Annotated in this window: 18 protein-coding genes, 1 riboswitch and 1 other annotated feature; of the genes, 9 read left to right on the top strand and 9 right to left on the bottom strand. The window is 43.9% G+C overall.

Going from position 1 to position 18,470, the window contains the following annotated elements:
- The first annotated feature begins 5 nt into the window (after positions 1-5).
- The 4 genes from MHB56_RS05215 to MHB56_RS05200 all read left to right on the top strand — a co-directional run bounded on the left by MHB56_RS05215 (position 6) and on the right by MHB56_RS05200 (position 4,001).
- Positions 6-722, top strand: coding sequence for a response regulator transcription factor (locus tag MHB56_RS05215; RefSeq protein WP_036676174.1), 717 nt, complete (start codon positions 6-8; stop codon positions 720-722).
- On the top strand, positions 723-2,159 hold the full coding sequence (locus MHB56_RS05210) for an ATP-binding protein (protein WP_076127471.1): 1,437 nt from the start codon (positions 723-725) through the stop codon (positions 2,157-2,159).
- 118 nt (positions 2,160-2,277) lie between these two features.
- Positions 2,278-3,771, top strand: coding sequence for a glycerol kinase GlpK (gene glpK, locus MHB56_RS05205; protein ID WP_341143347.1), 1,494 nt, complete (start codon positions 2,278-2,280; stop codon positions 3,769-3,771).
- 20 nt (positions 3,772-3,791) lie between these two features.
- Positions 3,792-4,001: a DNA-binding protein gene (locus MHB56_RS05200; RefSeq protein ID WP_076127474.1), complete on the top strand. Its 210-nt coding sequence runs from the start codon at positions 3,792-3,794 to the stop codon at positions 3,999-4,001.
- Positions 4,002-4,077: 76 nt separating this feature from the next.
- Here MHB56_RS05200 and MHB56_RS05195 read toward each other — a convergent pair whose 3' ends face one another.
- From MHB56_RS05195 to MHB56_RS05170, 6 genes are all read right to left on the bottom strand, one after another.
- Positions 4,078-5,070, bottom strand: coding sequence for a ketoacyl-ACP synthase III (locus MHB56_RS05195; protein ID WP_076127476.1), 993 nt, complete (start codon positions 5,068-5,070; stop codon positions 4,078-4,080).
- Between the two features lie 54 nt (positions 5,071-5,124).
- A complete protein-coding gene (locus MHB56_RS05190; RefSeq protein WP_341143346.1) occupies positions 5,125-5,475 on the bottom strand; it encodes a hypothetical protein in 351 nt (116 codons plus the stop codon).
- A 205-nt stretch (positions 5,476-5,680) separates the two neighbouring features.
- Complete coding sequence (locus tag MHB56_RS05185; protein WP_036676184.1) at positions 5,681-6,049, bottom strand: carboxymuconolactone decarboxylase family protein; 369 nt, start codon at positions 6,047-6,049, stop codon at positions 5,681-5,683.
- 10 nt (positions 6,050-6,059) lie between these two features.
- Positions 6,060-7,700, bottom strand: a complete 1,641-nt coding sequence (locus MHB56_RS05180; RefSeq protein ID WP_341144357.1) for a thiamine pyrophosphate-binding protein — start codon at positions 7,698-7,700, stop codon at positions 6,060-6,062.
- A gap of 155 nt (positions 7,701-7,855) precedes the next feature.
- Positions 7,856-7,952: riboswitch (cyclic di-GMP riboswitch) on the bottom strand.
- A 174-nt stretch (positions 7,953-8,126) separates the two neighbouring features.
- Positions 8,127-9,377, bottom strand: coding sequence for a methyl-accepting chemotaxis protein (locus MHB56_RS05175; protein ID WP_036676188.1), 1,251 nt, complete (start codon positions 9,375-9,377; stop codon positions 8,127-8,129).
- Positions 9,378-9,498: 121 nt separating this feature from the next.
- Positions 9,499-10,455 (bottom strand): helix-turn-helix transcriptional regulator, encoded by a 957-nt coding sequence (locus tag MHB56_RS05170; RefSeq protein WP_341143345.1) that lies wholly within the window; start codon positions 10,453-10,455, stop codon positions 9,499-9,501.
- Between the two features lie 157 nt (positions 10,456-10,612).
- On the opposite strand from MHB56_RS05170, the gene MHB56_RS05165 reads away from it, so the two are divergent.
- Complete coding sequence (locus MHB56_RS05165; RefSeq protein ID WP_076127482.1) at positions 10,613-11,446, top strand: SDR family NAD(P)-dependent oxidoreductase; 834 nt, start codon at positions 10,613-10,615, stop codon at positions 11,444-11,446.
- A 374-nt stretch (positions 11,447-11,820) separates the two neighbouring features.
- Here the strand turns inward: MHB56_RS05165 and serA are convergent, their stop codons facing one another.
- Together serA and MHB56_RS05155 are read right to left on the bottom strand one after the other, a co-directional pair.
- A complete protein-coding gene (gene serA / locus MHB56_RS05160; RefSeq protein WP_036676193.1) occupies positions 11,821-13,413 on the bottom strand; it encodes a phosphoglycerate dehydrogenase in 1,593 nt (530 codons plus the stop codon).
- Between the two features lie 243 nt (positions 13,414-13,656).
- Positions 13,657-13,887: a binding site (T-box leader), on the bottom strand.
- A gap of 110 nt (positions 13,888-13,997) precedes the next feature.
- A complete protein-coding gene (locus tag MHB56_RS05155; RefSeq protein ID WP_076127483.1) occupies positions 13,998-14,903 on the bottom strand; it encodes a hypothetical protein in 906 nt (301 codons plus the stop codon).
- 115 nt (positions 14,904-15,018) lie between these two features.
- Between MHB56_RS05155 and MHB56_RS05150 the strand changes: the two genes are divergently transcribed.
- From MHB56_RS05150 to MHB56_RS05140, 3 genes are read left to right on the top strand one after another with little or no spacing between them, the layout of a single operon-like run.
- A complete protein-coding gene (locus MHB56_RS05150; protein ID WP_036676197.1) occupies positions 15,019-15,612 on the top strand; it encodes a CPBP family intramembrane glutamic endopeptidase in 594 nt (197 codons plus the stop codon).
- Entirely contained in the window at positions 15,609-16,013 is a 405-nt protein-coding gene (locus MHB56_RS05145; protein ID WP_248548486.1) for a hypothetical protein, read from the top strand. Before MHB56_RS05150 ends, MHB56_RS05145 begins: the two co-directional genes overlap by 4 nt.
- Positions 16,014-16,030: 17 nt before the next feature.
- Positions 16,031-16,849, top strand: coding sequence for a metallophosphoesterase (locus MHB56_RS05140; protein WP_341143344.1), 819 nt, complete (start codon positions 16,031-16,033; stop codon positions 16,847-16,849).
- Between the two features lie 148 nt (positions 16,850-16,997).
- Here MHB56_RS05140 and MHB56_RS05135 read toward each other — a convergent pair whose 3' ends face one another.
- Positions 16,998-17,885 (bottom strand): polysaccharide deacetylase family protein, encoded by an 888-nt coding sequence (locus MHB56_RS05135; protein WP_282579788.1) that lies wholly within the window; start codon positions 17,883-17,885, stop codon positions 16,998-17,000.
- A 103-nt stretch (positions 17,886-17,988) separates the two neighbouring features.
- Between MHB56_RS05135 and MHB56_RS05130 the strand changes: the two genes are divergently transcribed.
- Positions 17,989-18,360, top strand: coding sequence for a hypothetical protein (locus tag MHB56_RS05130; protein WP_076141316.1), 372 nt, complete (start codon positions 17,989-17,991; stop codon positions 18,358-18,360).
- The last annotated feature ends 110 nt before the right edge of the window (positions 18,361-18,470 follow it).

The raw sequence follows: 18,470 nt of genomic DNA, 5'->3' as shown, positions 1-18,470 counted from the left end.
GTGAAATGGCAGATCATTTAAACAGAATTCTGGTAGTGGATGATGAGGAACGCATTCGCCGCCTGCTAAAGATGTATCTTGAAAAAGAAGGTTATGAAATCGATGAAGCGGAAGACGGAGAAATCGCTCTTCGTAAAGCAACAGCAAATGACTACGGTCTGATTTTGCTGGATGTTATGCTGCCTGGCATCGATGGGATGGAAGTGCTGACAAGACTCAGAGGAGTGAAGTCAACACCGGTCTTAATGCTTACAGCTAAAGGCGAAGAGATCAACCGTGTCCAAGGCTTTGAGATGGGCGCAGACGATTATGTTGTGAAGCCCTTCAGTCCACGTGAAGTCATTTACCGGGTGAAGGCTATTATGCGCCGTTCTTCGGCGACTGCTTTCTTGTCCAAGGAGAGCAATTCCAGCAATAACATTGTATTTACTCATCTTATTATTGAGCATGATGCTCACCGTGTGACTGCTGGTGGTGAAGAAGTAAGTTTGACACCTAAAGAATATGAACTTCTGCATTATTTGGCTATTTCGCCTGATAAAGTATTTTCTCGTGAAGAACTGCTTAAGGATGTCTGGAATTATGAATTTTTCGGAGATTTGCGTACTGTAGATACTCACGTAAAACGTCTTCGTGAAAAACTGAATAAAGTATCACCGGAATCTGCAGCGATGATTACGACCGTATGGGGCGTAGGCTACAAACTAGAGGTACCTAAATAAGTGAACTTCTGGAGAAGTCTTGTCGGCAAACTGTGGGTTACGATCATCTGCCTGGTCGCTGTCGTGCTTATTACCTTGGGGTTATTTTTGCTTCCCTACATAGACAGTAACTTTGCCAATTCCGGAGATATCAAACGTTTATTTATGTATACTTGTATGATCGGATTTTCTTTGACGACATTTTTTGCATTGTTTTTGTTTACCAAAATTACTCAGCCGATGCAGCGTGTCATTGAAGCTGCGAATAACATTCGACGGGGTGAATACGGAACAAGGCTTACGCTTGTCACAAGTGATGAAATTGGCCAGTTGGCTACTTCCTTTAACCACATGGCTGAGGAGCTTGAAGAGAACATTCGCAGTCTGCATCATGAGAAGGGGCATCTGTCTAGCGTACTGCGCAGTATGAGCGATGCTGTGATCACCTTTGACATTGAAGGGCAGATTATTTTGACCAATCCGCACGGCCAAGCTCTGCTAGAGAGCTGGAGCGATTTGCAGTGGGAACATGCGAGTGATGCTGAGCTCCATCCCGAAACGGCTGAGAGCAGTGTTCCTCCTCCCCTGCGTCCTTTATTTTTAAGCACCTTGAAGCAAGGTGGCGATGACCGCTCCAATGTACATGTACGGCAGGGCGTCTGGTCTGTTCATATGGCACCGTTATATTCTGAAGGCAGCATTCGGGGAGTAGTTGCTGTACTGCGGGATGTGACGGAAGAGGTGCGTCTGGAAAAGATGCGCAGAGACTTCGTAGCTAATGTCTCCCATGAAATCCGCACGCCATTGTCGATGATGCAAGGGTACAGTGAGGCTTTATTGGACGGGATGGCTTCATCCCCTGAAGAAAGCAGTGAGCTGATCCAGGTCATTCATGACGAATCACTGCGTATGGGGCGTCTGGTTAAGGATTTGCTTGATCTTGCCCGAATGGAAGCCGGACATACGGATATGATGAAAGCTCAGGTGGACATGAACGAACTGCTGGAACGAGTCTACCGTAAATTTTCTGTACGTGCGAAAGAGCGCGATATCCATCTTCACTTACAGCAAGAGAGTGATATTGCTGTTCTGAAGGCGGCGGATGAGGATAAACTGGAACAAGTCTTAACCAATTTACTCGATAATGCTTTTCGCCACACACAGGGTGGCAAAAAAATCACGGTTCATACAGGAACTTGTGTATTAGAAGGCCGTCGTTATCTTGAGATTAAAATTCAGGATGAAGGGGTTGGAATTCCACCAGAGGATCTGCCGTATATATTCGACCGCTTCTACAAAGCTGATAAGGCGCGTGTACGGGGAGAATCAGGTGGAACGGGACTTGGGCTTGCGATTGTTAAAAATATTGTAGAGTCGCATCACGGGACCATCTCAGCTTCAAGCAAACTAGGCGAAAGTACAACCTTTACGCTAAGACTTCCTGTCGAAAAACAGTAATTCCAAACACAATGTGTGATAGCGCCTCTGACAGCAGAGGTGCTTTTTGTTGAAACAAACACATTAATCTTGTTCATCGTGGAACATATCTTGTAGGTTTTGCTTGGGAGGGCATAGAATGATTTTATCTTTAGACCAAGGTACTACCAGCTCACGAGCCATATTGTTCGATACGGAGGCTAAATGGGTCTCACAAGGTCAATATGAAGTTAAACAATCCTTCCCCCATCCAGGCTGGGTAGAGCATGACCCTGAGCAAATCTGGGCGTCACAGCTCGCAGCGGCAAGAGATGCGATTGCGCGGGGTGGCATAGCAGTTGAGGAGATCTCTGCCATCGGAATAACCAATCAGAGAGAAACAGCTTTAATCTGGGATAAAATAACGGGCAAACCGATATACCCTGCGATTGTGTGGCAGGACAGGCGTACTGCAGAGCAATGTGAAGAACTTAAAAGTAAAGGGCTGGAGCAAGTTATTGCGAGCAAGACGGGCCTTGTTGTAGATGCTTATTTCTCAGCTACCAAAATCTCCTGGATACTGGATCATGTGGATGGCGCCCGAGAGCGGGCGAATCGAGGGGAACTTCTAGCGGGGACGATCGACAGCTGGTTAATTTGGAGACTTACTTGCGGAGCCGTACATGTCACGGATGTTACCAATGCCTCACGTACGATGCTGTTTAATCTTCATGAACGGTGCTGGGATGAAGAGCTAATGGAAGAGCTTCGTATTCCGCGTGTCATCCTGCCAGAAGTAAGAATGTCTGGCGGCGAATTTGGAGTAGCAGACAAACAGTGGTTCGGGGCGGACATTCCAATTCGCTCTGTACTTGGAGATCAACAGGCCGCATTGTTTGGACATACTTGTCTAGAACCCGGCAGTGCCAAAAACACCTATGGTACAGGCTGTTTTATTCTAATGAACACAGGCACAGAAGCTGTAGCCTCCAGTCATGGCTTGTTGACCACTGTAGCTTGGGGTATGGGAGATGAACTCTATTATGCCCTAGAGGGCAGTGTGTTCGTGGCCGGAGCGGCTGTTCAGTGGCTGCAGGAGGGTCTTGGTCTTATAGAGGAGCCAGCAGGCTCAGAAGATAAAGCACGGGAAGTAGAGGACAGTGAAGGGGTTATCGTTGTGCCTGCGTTTACCGGACTCGGGGCACCCTATTGGGATATGTATGCCCGTGGAGCCATATTTGGCCTTACTAGAGGCACTACCTCAGGACATCTGGTACGAGCTACATTGGAGTCCTTAGCCTTTCAATCTAGAGATGTAATAGGAGCTATGGAAAAAGACGCAGGCATGCCATTGACCGGCCTTCGTGTGGATGGCGGAGTTGTGCGTAACGATTTGCTGATGCAATTCCAGTCTGATATCCTGGGCAGTGAGGTTACTAGAACAACCTATGCGGAGACAACAGCTTTGGGTGCGGCGCTTCTGGCCGGGTTAACGTCCGGAGTCTGGACACGTGCTCAGCTAGAGAGCTTCAACAAGGCTGAGAGGGTCTTCTCGCCTGAGATGGGTATAACTGAGCGGGAAGGTCGTTACAACGCCTGGAAGGACGCTGTAGCGCGTACCATGGGTTGGGAGAAGCATGAAGGATATCAGTGATAAAGGGGCTGTATATATCTATGGTTAACGGCACCGAATCTGATCTGCCGGGTGGACTATCTAAGCCGGCGCTTCGAGCCCTGCATGGGGCTGGATATGTTCAGCTTCAACAATTCAGCAAGCTTACTGAAGCAGAGCTTCTGCAGCTACATGGATTGGGGCCAAAGGCGATCGTCCTATTACGGAGTGCTCTCGCGGAAAAGGGGCTCACCTTTGCGAGTAAGTCCTGATGTTGCGTTCATATTTATATTAAAAAGCAGCAAGCTTAGGTGAATCCCTAGCTTGCCGCTTTTTGTTATACAGCTCCTAATATTCAATAACAAATGCTACATTTTGCCAACCGGCGCCCACTGTCCAGAACAGGACTTTATCACCACGTTCGATCTTTCCAGTAGTTACAGCTTTATGTAGAGCAATAAATGGGCTGCTGGTAGAGGTATATCCGAATTCATCCCCTATGTATACCGCTACATTGCGATCAATGCCGACTTTCTCACACATCTCTAAGATATTAGGCAATGAAAACTGTGAGAAGCAGGCTGCTTTAATGGCTTCAGGCGCGATATTGTTGTTAGACAGTAGAGTACGAATAGACTCAGAAGCAGCATCTATACAAATGGAATTATCAAAAGGAATAAACTTCACATTAAACTCTCCAGCCGCTACACCTTGTTTACCCAGTTTAGCCAGGCCTGCGCACGGGAACTTGGAATTATCGCAAACACAAGGATCCGTTTGGTAGATAGAGTCAATGAAACCGACCACATCCTCAGCTTGTTCAAGAATGACTGCCGCCGCTGCATCACCGAAGTTAGCGTAATAGACTGGATCATTCTTATCGGCATGAGGGGTTACATAATCGGAGCCGATGACCAACGCTCGTTTAATCCTAGGATTCGCTTGCATCTGACGGCTAACCTGTTCCACAGAAGCCGTCATACCCGCACAATTAGCATTACTGTCAATGCAGATCGTATGGGATGCGCCTTTGATCAAACGGTGAATCATTAATGAGTTGGTAGGAAAGATATACTCAGGAGTTTGACTTGCATAGGCAATAAGGTCGATATCGGCACCTGTGAGACCACTTTTCTCCAGAACATTCCTGGCAGCCTCAAAAGCCATCGTAAGGGAATTCTCATCCGCATCCTTAATACTATACCGTGTAATACGACCTAATGCGGATAATAGACCTCGAATATCAATGCCTTTTTCGTCAAAATGCTTAATGAAAAAGTCGTTACCAACTATATTGCTGGGATGATAGATATCAATGCCTTTAATACGAATTCCGGTCATAATACGCCTCCAGGAAAGCAGTAAAATGTGGCCTACATATTAAGATTAAAAGATCTAGGCTGTAACCGCAGAAATGATCTCGATGTTATCGAGTCCAGCTTTACGGCCAAGACGGGAAAGCTGCATTTTGAGGATCGGGTTATTTTCAAGCGTTAGATTTACTTTTACAAATCCATCATTCTTAAACATTACAAAGCAGCTTTCTAAAAGAGGTACAACATCTGGTGCAGTTACATTTAGCTTTCTGCAGTCGATTTTTAGTTCATAGTCAGCTGGAGTAATTGGATTGATAGTTTGTTGATAAGCTTGAATAGATTTTAGACCATCTTCTTCAGAAAATGTTCCATCTAACTCAATGTTAATAACCTTGTTTGTAGTGTCTGTCTTCAAAACGAAACTTCCCATGCCTAAATCTCTCCCATAGATTGAATTTGTCCAAAACAGTTCGACTGCAATATCCAGCCATGTATATCCATTTAGCTGTTTTATAAAAGTCAAAATTCGACACTATACAGCAAGTAATGGGATATTCCGACTCTATTATAGGCATATTTTTCAAGTGTATGCAATAATAAAGTCGAATTTTGTATATTGTTGTCGAACTGTTGGGTTATTGGATTTCTTCTATGGTTGCAAGCAGGATATTAAAAGCTGTGATGATTCTAGGTGCCCCTATAACGGGTACTAAGTGTAATAGAATACCTTTAAGCTGTTCTACGGTAACTCCAACACGAAGGGCCATGACATAATGAACGCCCAACTGTTCGAATTGTCCCATTGAAATTAAAGATGAAATGACTGCGATTTCCTTCCAGTCAGGGGCTATAGTATTACGTTGAAAAATATCGCCATAGGCATTCCCCATAATAAATTCAGCCAAGTCAGGGAAGTGGTCTTTAATTGGAGCTAGTGCTTTTGCGCCATAGTCTCCTGATAGATTCGTGAAGTGGTTGAGACCACTGTTGATATTTTCCTTCATGGTTAGCCTCCTAGTTTAGGTTCAAAGTACGGTGTGCAGTCGGAGGGACTTCATCACGGTCTGTTAGTAGTTCAATAACGGCAACATGGTTTAGAGCTACCGCATCTTTAATTGCAGCTGTGAATTCATCCGCAGTCTCACATTTGTAGCCTTTAGCACCTAGAGATTCAGCGAATTTCACGGCGTCCATTGGTACTTCATATAGAGTTCCATCGATACGACCTGTGGTTTTCTCCATACCCTTAAGAGCCATATCTAGTTGCTTATTATTGACCACGATAAAGATGACAGGGATATCTTTGCAGACAGCGGTGTTAATCTCAGCGCCGAGCATCATGAAACAACCATCACCTGTAATGCAGAGGACAGTTTCTTCAGGAGCTGCAACTTTTGCACCAATAGCCATGCCGATCGAATTACCCATGCAAGCAAAATACGCATCAAAAACAAAGCTGCCCGGTTTCTTAACCTTGTACCATTTTGCAGCGTGGAATCCATGACTTCCATCATCAACGAAAATTGAATTATTATAAGGGATCAAATCACTTAAAGTGCTCATTACCGAAGCAAGGGAAAGATTCTTGAGGGTTGGAAGCTCTTCTGAATAATCCGCATCGGCCAAAGCCTCACGTTTGGTGATTGTGTTTGGGTCAATATGATTTAGGCAGTGCACCAAATTATCGCGCAGGTCCCCAGTGACCGGTATCGTTTTGGACAATAGTATTTTTCCGACAAAGGTTGGATCAATATCAAATTGAATTAAAGTTGCTGGATGATTCTCCCGTTTAAGATTACAGATGGTCATATCACTTAAACGTGATCCAAGCACTATAAATAAATCGCTTTTATTCAATAAATCGTCCCCGTGGGTCGAACCGCCAACGCCAATAGGACCATGATAGAGTGGGTGATCCCAGACTATAGCCCCTTTTCCACCTGGAGATGTTACTACAGGAATATTAAAAGTTTCTGCGAGTTGAACAAGCTCTTTATGTGCTCCGGAGCGGTTAATTCCTTTACCCGCAATAATCAAAGGATTCTTAGCAGCTTGAATAGCATCGATGACTCTATCGATATTAGCTTGACTAATTAGAGATTCTCTTTCTGGGATTACTATATTGCATTCTTCCAATACTTCAGTTTGTACATCAAAAGGAATACAAAGATGAACAGGACCCCGTTTGGTCAGGGCCACAGAAATCGCATGATTAAAAATAGTACCAAAGTGATCCCCACGTTCAACCAATTTACTGAACAAGGTGGCAGGTCTGAACATATCAGCTAAATCAGCCAGAAAAGAGGTGGAGTCCTGACATTGTGGAATTCCAAGCTCTGTAATGGATTGGTGGCCGGTAATAAATAGGACAGGTAGGTTGTTAGCTTTCGCATGTGCTGCTGCTGTTAGCAGGTTAGTTCCCCCAGGACCCGAAGTACCAAATGCTACGCCTAGGTTACCCGTTTTCAGCGCATACCCTGCTGCTTCGAATCCGGAGCTTGCTTCATGTCTGCCGGGAATAAATTCAATACCGTAATCCACCATCTTTAGAACTATTGGACAAATGGATTTGCCAATGATCCCAAAAGAATGGGTGACTCCAAGGTTACGTAGTGCTTCCGCCATGTAATCTGCGACTGTCTTCAAAAGAAACACCTCACAAGTTTTTTGATATATATTAGTTATTAATCTACCGAATAGATACGATAGATCAATATACTCAAAAAGTAAAAACCTGTGCTCTATAGTAAGCACAGGTTGGTGGCATAAGGCACCGCTAAGACTGAACAATAGTTCAGCCGTCCTGGTTCCTCTGCAACCTGGCAATCATGGCCTCAAACGAAAAAATGAGGCTGTAGATCCATGGTTTTGCGTCATCCTCTTTCGAGGATTTTGCCAATATTAATTTATAGTTGATAAGAATAATTTTCCTTTACAATATATTCCTCATTAATTTTTGTCAACATAATCCGCTAAAAAAACTCGAAATTTGACGAAAGTCTTGTCCAAGAGATGAAGTTTTGCCTCGCGAAAAAAACTGCCACCTAAGACTCAGCTTAGGTGGCAGTTGATAGTTTTGAACTAGAATTTAAAGATATGAATGGTTTTTTGCAGATTAAATACGGCCTGGGTCATTTTTTCCGTTTCTTCTGCAACAGACTGCAGGGCATTAATCTGTTCATTCATAGCCGCCGATACCTCTTCCGTGCCAGCAGCAGTTTCTTCGGTGATTGCTGAGATATTCTCAATTGCACTGGAAATTTTCAAGGCACTTTCTAGCATAAGATCACTCTCCGCAGAGAATGAAGAGATTTGCTCGGTAATGTACTGCACGCTTTGTACAATTTGTGCGAAAATATGGGCAGATTGAGTGATCATTTCATTCTGAACCTGCACAACCTCTTCATTGATGGCAATATTATCGATGGCTTGTTTAATATCTGACTCAATGCTGCGGACCAAGCCGAATACTTCTTTTGTGGATGCCGTAGATTCTTCAGCAAGCTTGCGAACCTCTTGAGCTACAACGGCAAAACCCCGACCATGCTCTCCGGCACGAGCAGCTTCGATGGAGGCATTCAGTGACAGCAGGTTGGTCTGCTCAGCGATCTCTGTGATGGTCTTGGTGATCATCGTAATCCCGCGGGCATTTTGTGAGAGAGCTTCAATAGTATCAGCCACTTTTTGTGTAGCCTCTATGTTTTTGCGCATGCCTTCAGCCTGTGTATCTACGGATTGGCGCCCTTGCTCAACAAGTTCTAAGGTATGTATTGAACGTCTGTTCATTTCTTTGGTGGAGTTCGTATAATTGGATACTTTGGTCTCAATGTCTTTAATGGATTCTGTCATATCAGCGATATCCGTAGATATTTCATTTGCACCAAGAGCGAGCTCAGTAGAAGAAGAGGCTACTTGTGCCATGACAATCTTCAGGTTCTGGTTCTTATCTTCGATTCCGCGGCTTGCATCCATAACTTGACGGGTGATCTGCGATGCATCGGTCAGAATCTTCTTGAGCTTATCAATCATTGTGTTAAAGGAGCGGCTTACGTCACCCATTGAGCCATTTTCGTCCGCTCTGCTAGTGAAATCGCCCTTCGAAATACTGTGAGATACATTAGCAATATCATCAAAAGATGATGTAAGCGTTCTCTCCACGAAGCGAGCAACAGGTAAAGTCAGACCTGCAAGAACAACTACTAGTATAATTCCTACGAGAAATTGACCTAGAATCATTAACGTAACTAAGACAGGAATAGCAAACAGTGCGGCAACGAGGTAACATCCGGCAACAATTCTTTGTTTTAACGGAAGTTTGTGCATCCAGCTCATTGGTAAAATGTCCCCCTTATTAAATTTTATGTAATGGTGTTATTATAGGGGATTTATAGGTCATTGGTCTATAGAGAAGTGTCATAAATCTTCTTTAAGTAGTAGATATTTAGAATTGATGTCAAAATTCCTCATATATTGCGGAAATTGTTTTAATAGCAGACTTTACCATCCCTACTAGTTCGATAGGAGCTAAAACAATAACTGAAGGAGAGAAAGAGAGTACGATACGACAGGCAGATTCTATAGCATTAAACTCGGCCTCCACGTTCATCCACCCAGTATTAGCAGAGGGTTCTACTAAAGTTATAGTTACATATCTTTCACGTTGTAATTCTTTAAGAATAGACTCATTCACCTTTAAGTTCACTACATATTTTGGCAGTGCTGCTTTAAAAGCTAAAGTCGATTGTTCCCAGTAGCTTTTTAAATCAAAAGCCTCAGGTCTGACAAATGATTCATAAGTTGCGTCAGCTTGTATTAATCTCGACACGCGAAAAGTCCGCATTTCACCCTCGGTTCGTGCCACTACATACCAAACTCCACGTTTTGCGACTAACCCGAGAGGTTCAATGAAACGCTCCTTCATCTCGTCATTCCGTGGGTAAGTGATCTTCACTTTACGGTCTTCCCAAACAGCTTCCTGCAGGACAGATAGGAACGGATATGTCTCTTCGGAAGGGTGCCAGCTGGCACCATCTATATGAATGCGCTGGCTCAGGTAACTGGCTGGATTATTCGGCCTGGATGGGGAAGCAGCCTCCAGCTTAAGCACGGCAGAAGAGAAGTCGTTTTGTATACCCAGATCTTTTAAGATTGAGGAGTCTGCGGACAGCAGCAGAGTAGCAATTTCTGAGGGCTTCATACCCGTTAAGGAGGTCCGGTATCCTTCTGTGAGCATCCAACCTCCTTCGCGTCCCCGTTCGGCAAGGATCGGTATTCCCGCTGTACATAAGGCTTCCATATCTCTAAACACAGTTCGTTCAGACACTTCTAAGGTCTGGGCTAGCTCACGGGATGTCATCTTTCCACGATTTTGCAGCAAAAGTAAGATGGATAACAAACGATCGGCTCTCATTAAGGGACACTCCTCCTCCTAATAAATGTTGGCTAGTTCTTAATTAATTATTATATTATATATGTCAGTTGATGTCATATTAAAGAATTATACTATATAAGGTAAGGATTAAATGCAGAACATTTAGAGAAAAACAAGTGTAGAAAGGATTGAGAACATGACTTTAAAAGGAAAAGTAGCATTGGTCACCGGAGGCAGCAGAGGTGCTGGTAGAGGAATTGCATTGGAGCTGGCAAGGAAAGGTGCATTCGTTTATATTACGGGCAGAACGACAGAGGCTTCTGGCATAGAGCATAGCAAGCGGAGCATTGATAACGTACTTAGGGAAATAAAAGCGGAGGGAGGGTCCGGCAGCGCCATACGATGTGATCATACAAAAGATCAGGAGACAGAGGCGGTCATTCGCCAGATTGCTTCAGAGCAAGGAAAGCTTGATATTTTAGTCAATAATGTATGGGGCGGCAACGATTTACCTATTGAGCAGAAGTCTTTCTGGGAGCTTCCTACAGCGCATTGGGACAATATGTTTAATGCGGGTGTGAGGGCACAGTTGATAACAAATTATTATGCAATACCATTAATGCGTGAGGCAAAAGCTGGCGGTCTAATCATCCACACAACCTTTTGGGATCATTACAAATATCTTGGAAACTTCTATTATGATCTTTCTAAAAACTCACTTGTCCGCATGGCCTACGGGTTATCGAATGAGCTTAAAGAGGACAACATTGCAGTTATTCCGCTTACTCCGGGCTGGATGAGGACAGAGGCGGTGTTGGAGAGCATGAACACGGATGAGGAGCATTGGCATGAGGTTGAAGAATTGCAGATGACTGAATCCACAACCTATATCGGTAGAGCAGCCGCTGCTCTAGCAGCCGATCCTAAGGTCATGTCTATGACCGGACAACCGCAGCAGGTTGCTAAGCTGGCTGAAAAGTATGGATTTACAGACATCGATGGTCGGACTGTTCCCGCATTCTTAGTCTAAACAGCAAACTTGATCTGTTTGATCCCATATGTGCGTGTGAAGCAGTATAGGACACAGCTGATCTATAATGCAGTATTTTCGTATATTTAGAACGCTATCGGTCCCCATAGACGCTATTGATAGGCAAAACACCTGATTTAGCTTTCTTCTTGAGGAATAGTGGCACTAGAGTCCGAAACCCTGCTTCAAAGGCGAAATTATTGCATATAGGGTCATCTGGGTCCGTAACCTCAAGGGTGTTCGTAAGCCTCCACGAGGGAACTCGATTCGATATTGTAAATGAAGCCGAAACGGGTCAACGATCAACAACAAAAGCAGCGAAACTCCTATAAGAGGAGAATCGCTGCTCTGTTGTTTGATTTCTATCGTATTGCTTACAGAAGAATGATTTCTTCGGCAGTGTTGATTTCTGGTAGACCAGCAAGCTTCACAAGCACATGAGTAGGTACAGCTTTATCAACGGTCAGCAGCATGATTGCTTCGCCACCAACGATTTTACGTCCCACTTGCATGGAGGCGATATTGACATCATTTTCGCCCAGCAATGTGCCCACAAGTCCGATAATCCCTGGTTTGTCGTTATGGGATACTACAATTTGATGTCCTTCAGGAGCGATATCAACCGGGAACTTGTTCACTTGAACAATTCTTTCTCCATAACCTTGCAGCAATGTTCCGGCTACGAGACGTTCTTGGTCGTGATCTGTTTTAAGGGTCACGGTAATCAGATTAGTGAAGCCTTTAGTTTTGGACGCTTTAGTTATTACTACATTAACGTCGCGTGTTTTTGCCAAGTGCATGGAGTTAACGATGTTAACATCCTCAGCGAAGTGGCGGGAGAGCACGCCTTTCACAATATAGCGGGTAAGTGGTTGGGTATCGACATCTGACAGATCACCCGCATACTCAACATGGATTTCACGAATAGCACTATCTGTAATCTGGGTAACAAAGCTGCCCAGCTTCTCACCAAGTGTGAAGTAAGGCTGGAGTTTGTTCATTACGCTTGGAGCAACTGGAGGAATATTTACAGCATTGATGAACGGTTCATTACGCAGAATATGCAGTACTTGTTCCGATACATCGATCGCTACATTCTCCTGAGCTTCAATTGTAGAAGCGCCCAAGTGAGGAGTCACGATAATTTTTGGATGCGACAAGAATGGGTGATCTGCTTGTGGCGGTTCTTTTTCGAATACGTCAAATGCAGCGCCAGCAACAATACCGCTATCAATAGCTTCTACTAACGCCATTTCATCAATTACACCACCACGGGCACAGTTGATGATGCGCATTCCCTTTTTCATCACTTCAAATTGCGGGCGGGAAATCATATGGCGTGTTTCCGGAGTAAGTGGAGTGTGCACAGTAATGAAGTCTGCTCCGCGGACTACATCGTCAACGGAAGCTAATTTTACTTCCAGTTTCTCAGCACGCTCAGCAGTTAAGAAAGGATCAAAAGCAAGGATTTCCATGCCGAAAGCTTTGGCACGTTTTGCCACTTCGCTACCGATTCTGCCCATTCCCAGTACACCTAAAGTTTTGCCGCGAAGTTCTACACCCACGAAGGTTTTTCTATCCCAGGTTCCACCAATTGTTTTTGCGTAAGCTTGTGGAATGTGACGGGCCAAAGCCATCATCATTGCAAAAGCATGCTCACAAGTTGTAATGGTATTTCCATCAGGAGCGTTGATAACAACAACCCCACGTTGAGTAGCAGCTTCCAGCTTGATATTATCTACACCCACACCTGCACGACCAATGACCTTTAAGTTTTTTCCAGCTTCGATAATTTTTTCAGTTACTGTAGTTTGACTGCGGACGAGTAGACCATCATATTCACCGATGATTGCAACGAGCTCATCTTCACTGAGACCTGTTTTTTTGTCTACAACTACATCTGTTGCGTCCATCAATTGCTGAATGCCCAAATCACTGATTGGATCCGATACTAATACTTTAAACATGGTTTCTTATCCCCCTTAAAGTTGAAAAGCTTTATATGTCGAGGACGCCCTGATGGGCAGTCCACAATACCAGAAGGTTCACGAACTAGTAGAGAAAAACATGTAATAATAGTAGATCAACGCGGTGTCGCACAAAAGAAACAGCGTGCAAGAGTACCGCGAAATCGGTAACTTTGGGCATAAGGTAGTATTTATGGGGGATTAGGGAATTAAAAAAACTCCCAACCCCATACTACTGCCGTAGTAAGGGACGAGAGTTATCTTCGTGGTACCACCCTAATTCACTGCAACTTGGAAGAAGCAGCCTCATTGGCCTGCATAGGCCACACTGTTAACGGAGTTGATCCGATTGTACCTACTTTAAGGTTCGATACAATATCTCAGGAGCGCTAAAGATAGCTGTTCGTCACCGGTTTGCACCAACCACCGGCTCTCTGAAGACTTCCAGGATCTTTGTTCCATCATCGGTTTTGAATGATTAATTTTTTCATAATGTAACACGGTATGCAAGTTGTGTCAATAGGCTTTGCAAGCAGCGTTTCTTGAAGTGAACTTCATTTTTCGTTATGATTCAATAACTGGTTCTATTCAAAAAAGAACGGAAGCTGTGGAAGTGTCTCCCTGTTATAATACTGTTCCCGCCATTTTACAAAATCCTGTTCCTGCACAGCACCTGTAGAAATCAACAAGGTTACTGAGGACTGGATATCCGAAAGATTTAATGAGCTTGCAGTGCCTGAGTAAATCATATCGTCTATTTTAGCAGTGATGTCCTGAGGATCATAACCTGCAAAAATTCCGCGATTCAGCATCATGTCAGCGATAGAAGCATTCTTCAAAAGAAGCGGCATTTTTTTCCACTGGATGAAAGACATCGTTTTTAGTTCGCCAGGTGCAGAAGGTATTTTCTGGTTTGTCTTAGAGCCCCATTTTAGCATAGAATCATAGAAGTTCTTTTGTGCTAACAGACCGTACTTCACGGCGCCGGTTGTAAATTCATCATTTTTCAATAACTTGGCTGTCTCTGCACCAGAGGCACTAGTAGAGACTTTGCCGGAGGCCTTAGAAAATAAAGTTAAGCTTTTGAGTACATTGACCTGTGACTGATGTAATAGAGGAGAGTTAGTGAAAATTGAATCTTGATTAACTCTTTCATATTGCTGGTCTGCTAGAATACTTAGATTCTTCATTACTGCCGCATTCATACGAGCATCTGTGCTGCGCGCTAACTTATCTACTTGAATGTTCCAATTCCGCTTGAATTCCCGATAGGGCAAAAATACGTTATGATAGAAAGTAACAAGATCCTGCTGTTGATACGAGCCCGTGAATTCTACTAATCCATTCATGCTTGATTGATTGTCATATTTGGCTTCAGTTTTGTCTGCGCCAACCTTGACGCCAGTAAAAAATGCGGCGAAGGCGCAAACTAGGAAAAACAAAAAAACTAGCGTGTATAACATTTGATTGCGGGACTTACGTTTGCTCATAATAAATGCTCCTTTTTCTGGGGGGATTATCCTATGTATTATGTATTGATAGCAACACTATGGACGGTTTCTCTCTCGGAGCGGCCCGAAAAAAATAAAGAACAGGCAGGTCACGATGAAAAAATTCAAATTTGGCGAGATTAAGGTTAAAAAGGTAGAACCAGGTCAGTTGACAGACCGTCTTCTGCTGCTCAATCTCTATATCACTCAGGGGCTCACATTAATTATCGGTTTGATATGGATATTATTTCAGAAAAGAAATCCTTTTCAGCTATTAATTATTCCAGAAAAAGTACATTTTGTGGCATGGGGCCTCGGTCTTGCTGCTGCAATGCTAATTGTTGACTATTTATTGACACATATTGTCCCTGAGGAAAGCATGGATGATGGTGGAATAAACGACCTTTTATTTCGAAATCGCCCTGTGTGGCATATTATCGTCATAGCAGCAATTGTATCGGTATGTGAGGAGCTCTTATTCCGCGGAGCCATCCAATATTCCATTGGCCCTTATTGGACGAGTATAGTATTTGCTCTAATTCATGTCCGTTATTTACGTCACTTTGTACCTACCGGCTGGGTATTCTTAAGCAGTTATGGTCTTGGATATATTTACATTCAATCGGGCAGCCTCTGGGCCCCTATACTATGTCACTTCTTCATCGACCTGATCTCAGGTCTGGTGATCCGCTATAGGAGGGAATCATGAGTGAGGAATTAAGCCGGGTAAAGTCTCGACAAAAACAACACAAAAGTGAAAGCAAACATCCTGGCAAAAGTAAAAAAGAGAAGCGGGCTTCGGAGGCTGTAAAAAAGGCTACTCCTGAAAAGAAGTCTACTCCTATAAAGAAAAATGCTACCGCTCGGGTTTCTACAGCAACTTTATCAAGAAAAGCTCGCCGCCCAGCAGGTTCTGCAAAGCGCTCTTCCACAGGAAGTAAAGAGAAGGACGAAGAATCTGTTCCTTCTCGTTCAGATACTTATTCTTCAGAAAAAGTTCGTTTAAGCAAGATGTTTGTAAATTCTTTGATTTTTACCTTTGTTATTTTGCTAATCGGGCTGCTTTGGTGGGGAATTGAAGGAGCGCCTCCGCTGAGTACATTATGGTGAGCACATGGGCATGGGGAATGGCTTTGGTCATTTTATTGATAGCTGCGGTCGTTGTCATAATCATGGTGATTAATGCTTTTAGAAACAGAATTATTACCGAGGAAATAATGCTAGATTCGCTACCTGAAGAGTTTGATGGATTTCGTATCTTGTTTATAACAGATATCCATCGCCGCCGCCTTCCTTCCGCGCTTCTGACACCATTAAAGGGTGGGGTAGATGTTGTTTTTCTGGGAGGAGATCTAACGGAAAAAGATAGTCCTTTAAATCGTCTTGTCGATAATATGACTCTAGTTACTTCTATTGCATCTACCTATGTAGTGCATGGAAATCATGATTATCGGGCTAACATTTCAAGGGTAGATGAGATTATTCAGGACAGTGGTGCAAAACTGTTAATGGATGAAAATGTGGCTTTTGAACGTGAGGGAGCTAAACTTTGGTTAACCGGAATTGATTTTCCGAAAAATGGGGGCAAAACTCCATACGGTCCTTTTCCGCCATTAACCACAACCCCTTCTGCTGAAGACACCTGTCGTATTATTCTTGTACATGATCCGCTTTGGTTATCCAAGTGCCAGAGTGTGCCAGCGGACCTGATTCTGGCAGGTCATACGCATGGGGGGCAGGTGATCCTTCCATTTGTGGGTCAAAGACATGTAGAGCATTTCTATCATAAATATGACGCTGGAAAGTTTAGTTGGCCAAGAGGGGACGGTTCCGCAAAAAATGCCCTGCTGCTGATCAGCAGAGGGTTTGGAACAGCACATCTGCCACTTCGCTGGGGCAGTCCTGCTGAAATGCATGTGCTGACACTGCGTAAATCAACCCAATAGTGCTTACTCTTTCCAGTAAGAAAAACTGGTAGCGCAAAAAGAGGGTTCCAAAGCCATGCAAATGGCTTTGGAACCCTCTTCTATTTTCGTTTGATTCGAAAACAATTGCACTGACGAAGCAACTATCGGACATGTAAAGATGAGAAGATCAACGCATTTTTAGCTCAATGCTGCGCGGATCAACAAAGCTGTAGCCTTTACCCTCAAGTGTAGTGAGCAAGGTATCCAGTCCCTCAACGGTCCATGGTAGCTCATGCATCAGGATATTACTGCCGGAATGCAGCTGATCGGTAACATTACTGATCAATTTTTCTGTCTTACCCGTTTCCTTTTCTTTCATTTCCCAGTCAAGTGAGCCTACAGACCAGGTCATGTATAACATTCCATTTTCAGCCGCGACCTTCTTGCCAACATCCCCGCCGGCACCATGTGGCGGACGGAAAAAGTGAGGAGCTTCTCCCAATGTTTCTTTGACAATATTTTGAACATCTTCGATTTGCTTTTTAACCTCAGTATAGGACTTGTCTTTCAATACAATATGATCCCAGCTGTGGTTGCCGATAATTCCACCGCGGTTATGTATTAACTCCAGAAGCTCAGGATGCTCCTTAACACGATAACCATTTACGAAAAAGATGGCTTTAGCTTGATGTTTGTCCAGAACATCCATCAAAGGGTTAATCATTGCAGCATCTTTAGGACCGTCGTCAAAAGTGAGCAGAACCACTTTTTTATTTGTAGCTTCCTCATTAGGGACGATGTCGTAATTTTTGTTCATATGGTACAGCAGTGGAATTTCAGCGGATGCTTCACCCTTACTGGCTGTACTATTTCCTGTAGTACCTCCATCTGCTGTTGCTTCAGGGGTAGGACTGGCTGTTGCTTCAGGTGCTGGCGCCGTAGTTTCTGCGCTTTGTGTAGCTGCCGCCGTGGGCGGATTGTTTGTGGTGTTTGTTTCCTTGGCTGTATTTCCATTTGCACCGCTGTTGCCACAGGCTGTAAGCAGCAAGGTAGCCAATAGGAGCACTGATGTCATTTTACCCACTTTTTTCAACTCGCTTTCTTGTTATTAGGTTGTATGAGCCGGAATCTTTCCGCGAACACTAAACATGATTTTACCATACAAGGAGGCTGGAAATATGAATACTTCGTCATTTTTATGCGGGGTGCTGATGGGCGCCGCAGCCAGTATGATTATGTCCAAAAAGCGGAATTCTTTAATGTCTTCGCTAGGGCAATCGGGTGGTTCCATGAGTGGGGCTGCAGATAAAGCAAAAGAAAAAATAATCGGTATGGCCACGACTGGTTTTGGTAACACTGCTGTTTCAAGCAGTAATGCTCAAAGTAACGGTTCAAGCAGCGCAACCTCTGAGCATAAGACTGAATCACCAGTGAAGTCGAAGGAATCCAATCTTAAATTGTTAAAGGAATTCATTCGCAGCAATCCTGAAGTAAAGAGCGAAGTAGAGCAGATTCTTAAAGAAACGCATACAACCATACCGGGATTGTAACCGTAAAGGACTCCATCAGAATCATTTTGGGGATGAAATATTCCGCAGAATGATTCTTTTTTATTATTCAGGGCCTTGAAAATGGTTTATTCAATAGAGAGGATTTTATA

Source organism: Paenibacillus sp. FSL H8-0315 (genome assembly GCF_038005365.1).
GTDB classification, from domain to species: Bacteria; Bacillota; Bacilli; order Paenibacillales; family Paenibacillaceae; genus Paenibacillus_AQ; species Paenibacillus_AQ odorifer.
This window is presented reverse-complemented; position numbering and strand designations above follow the sequence as displayed.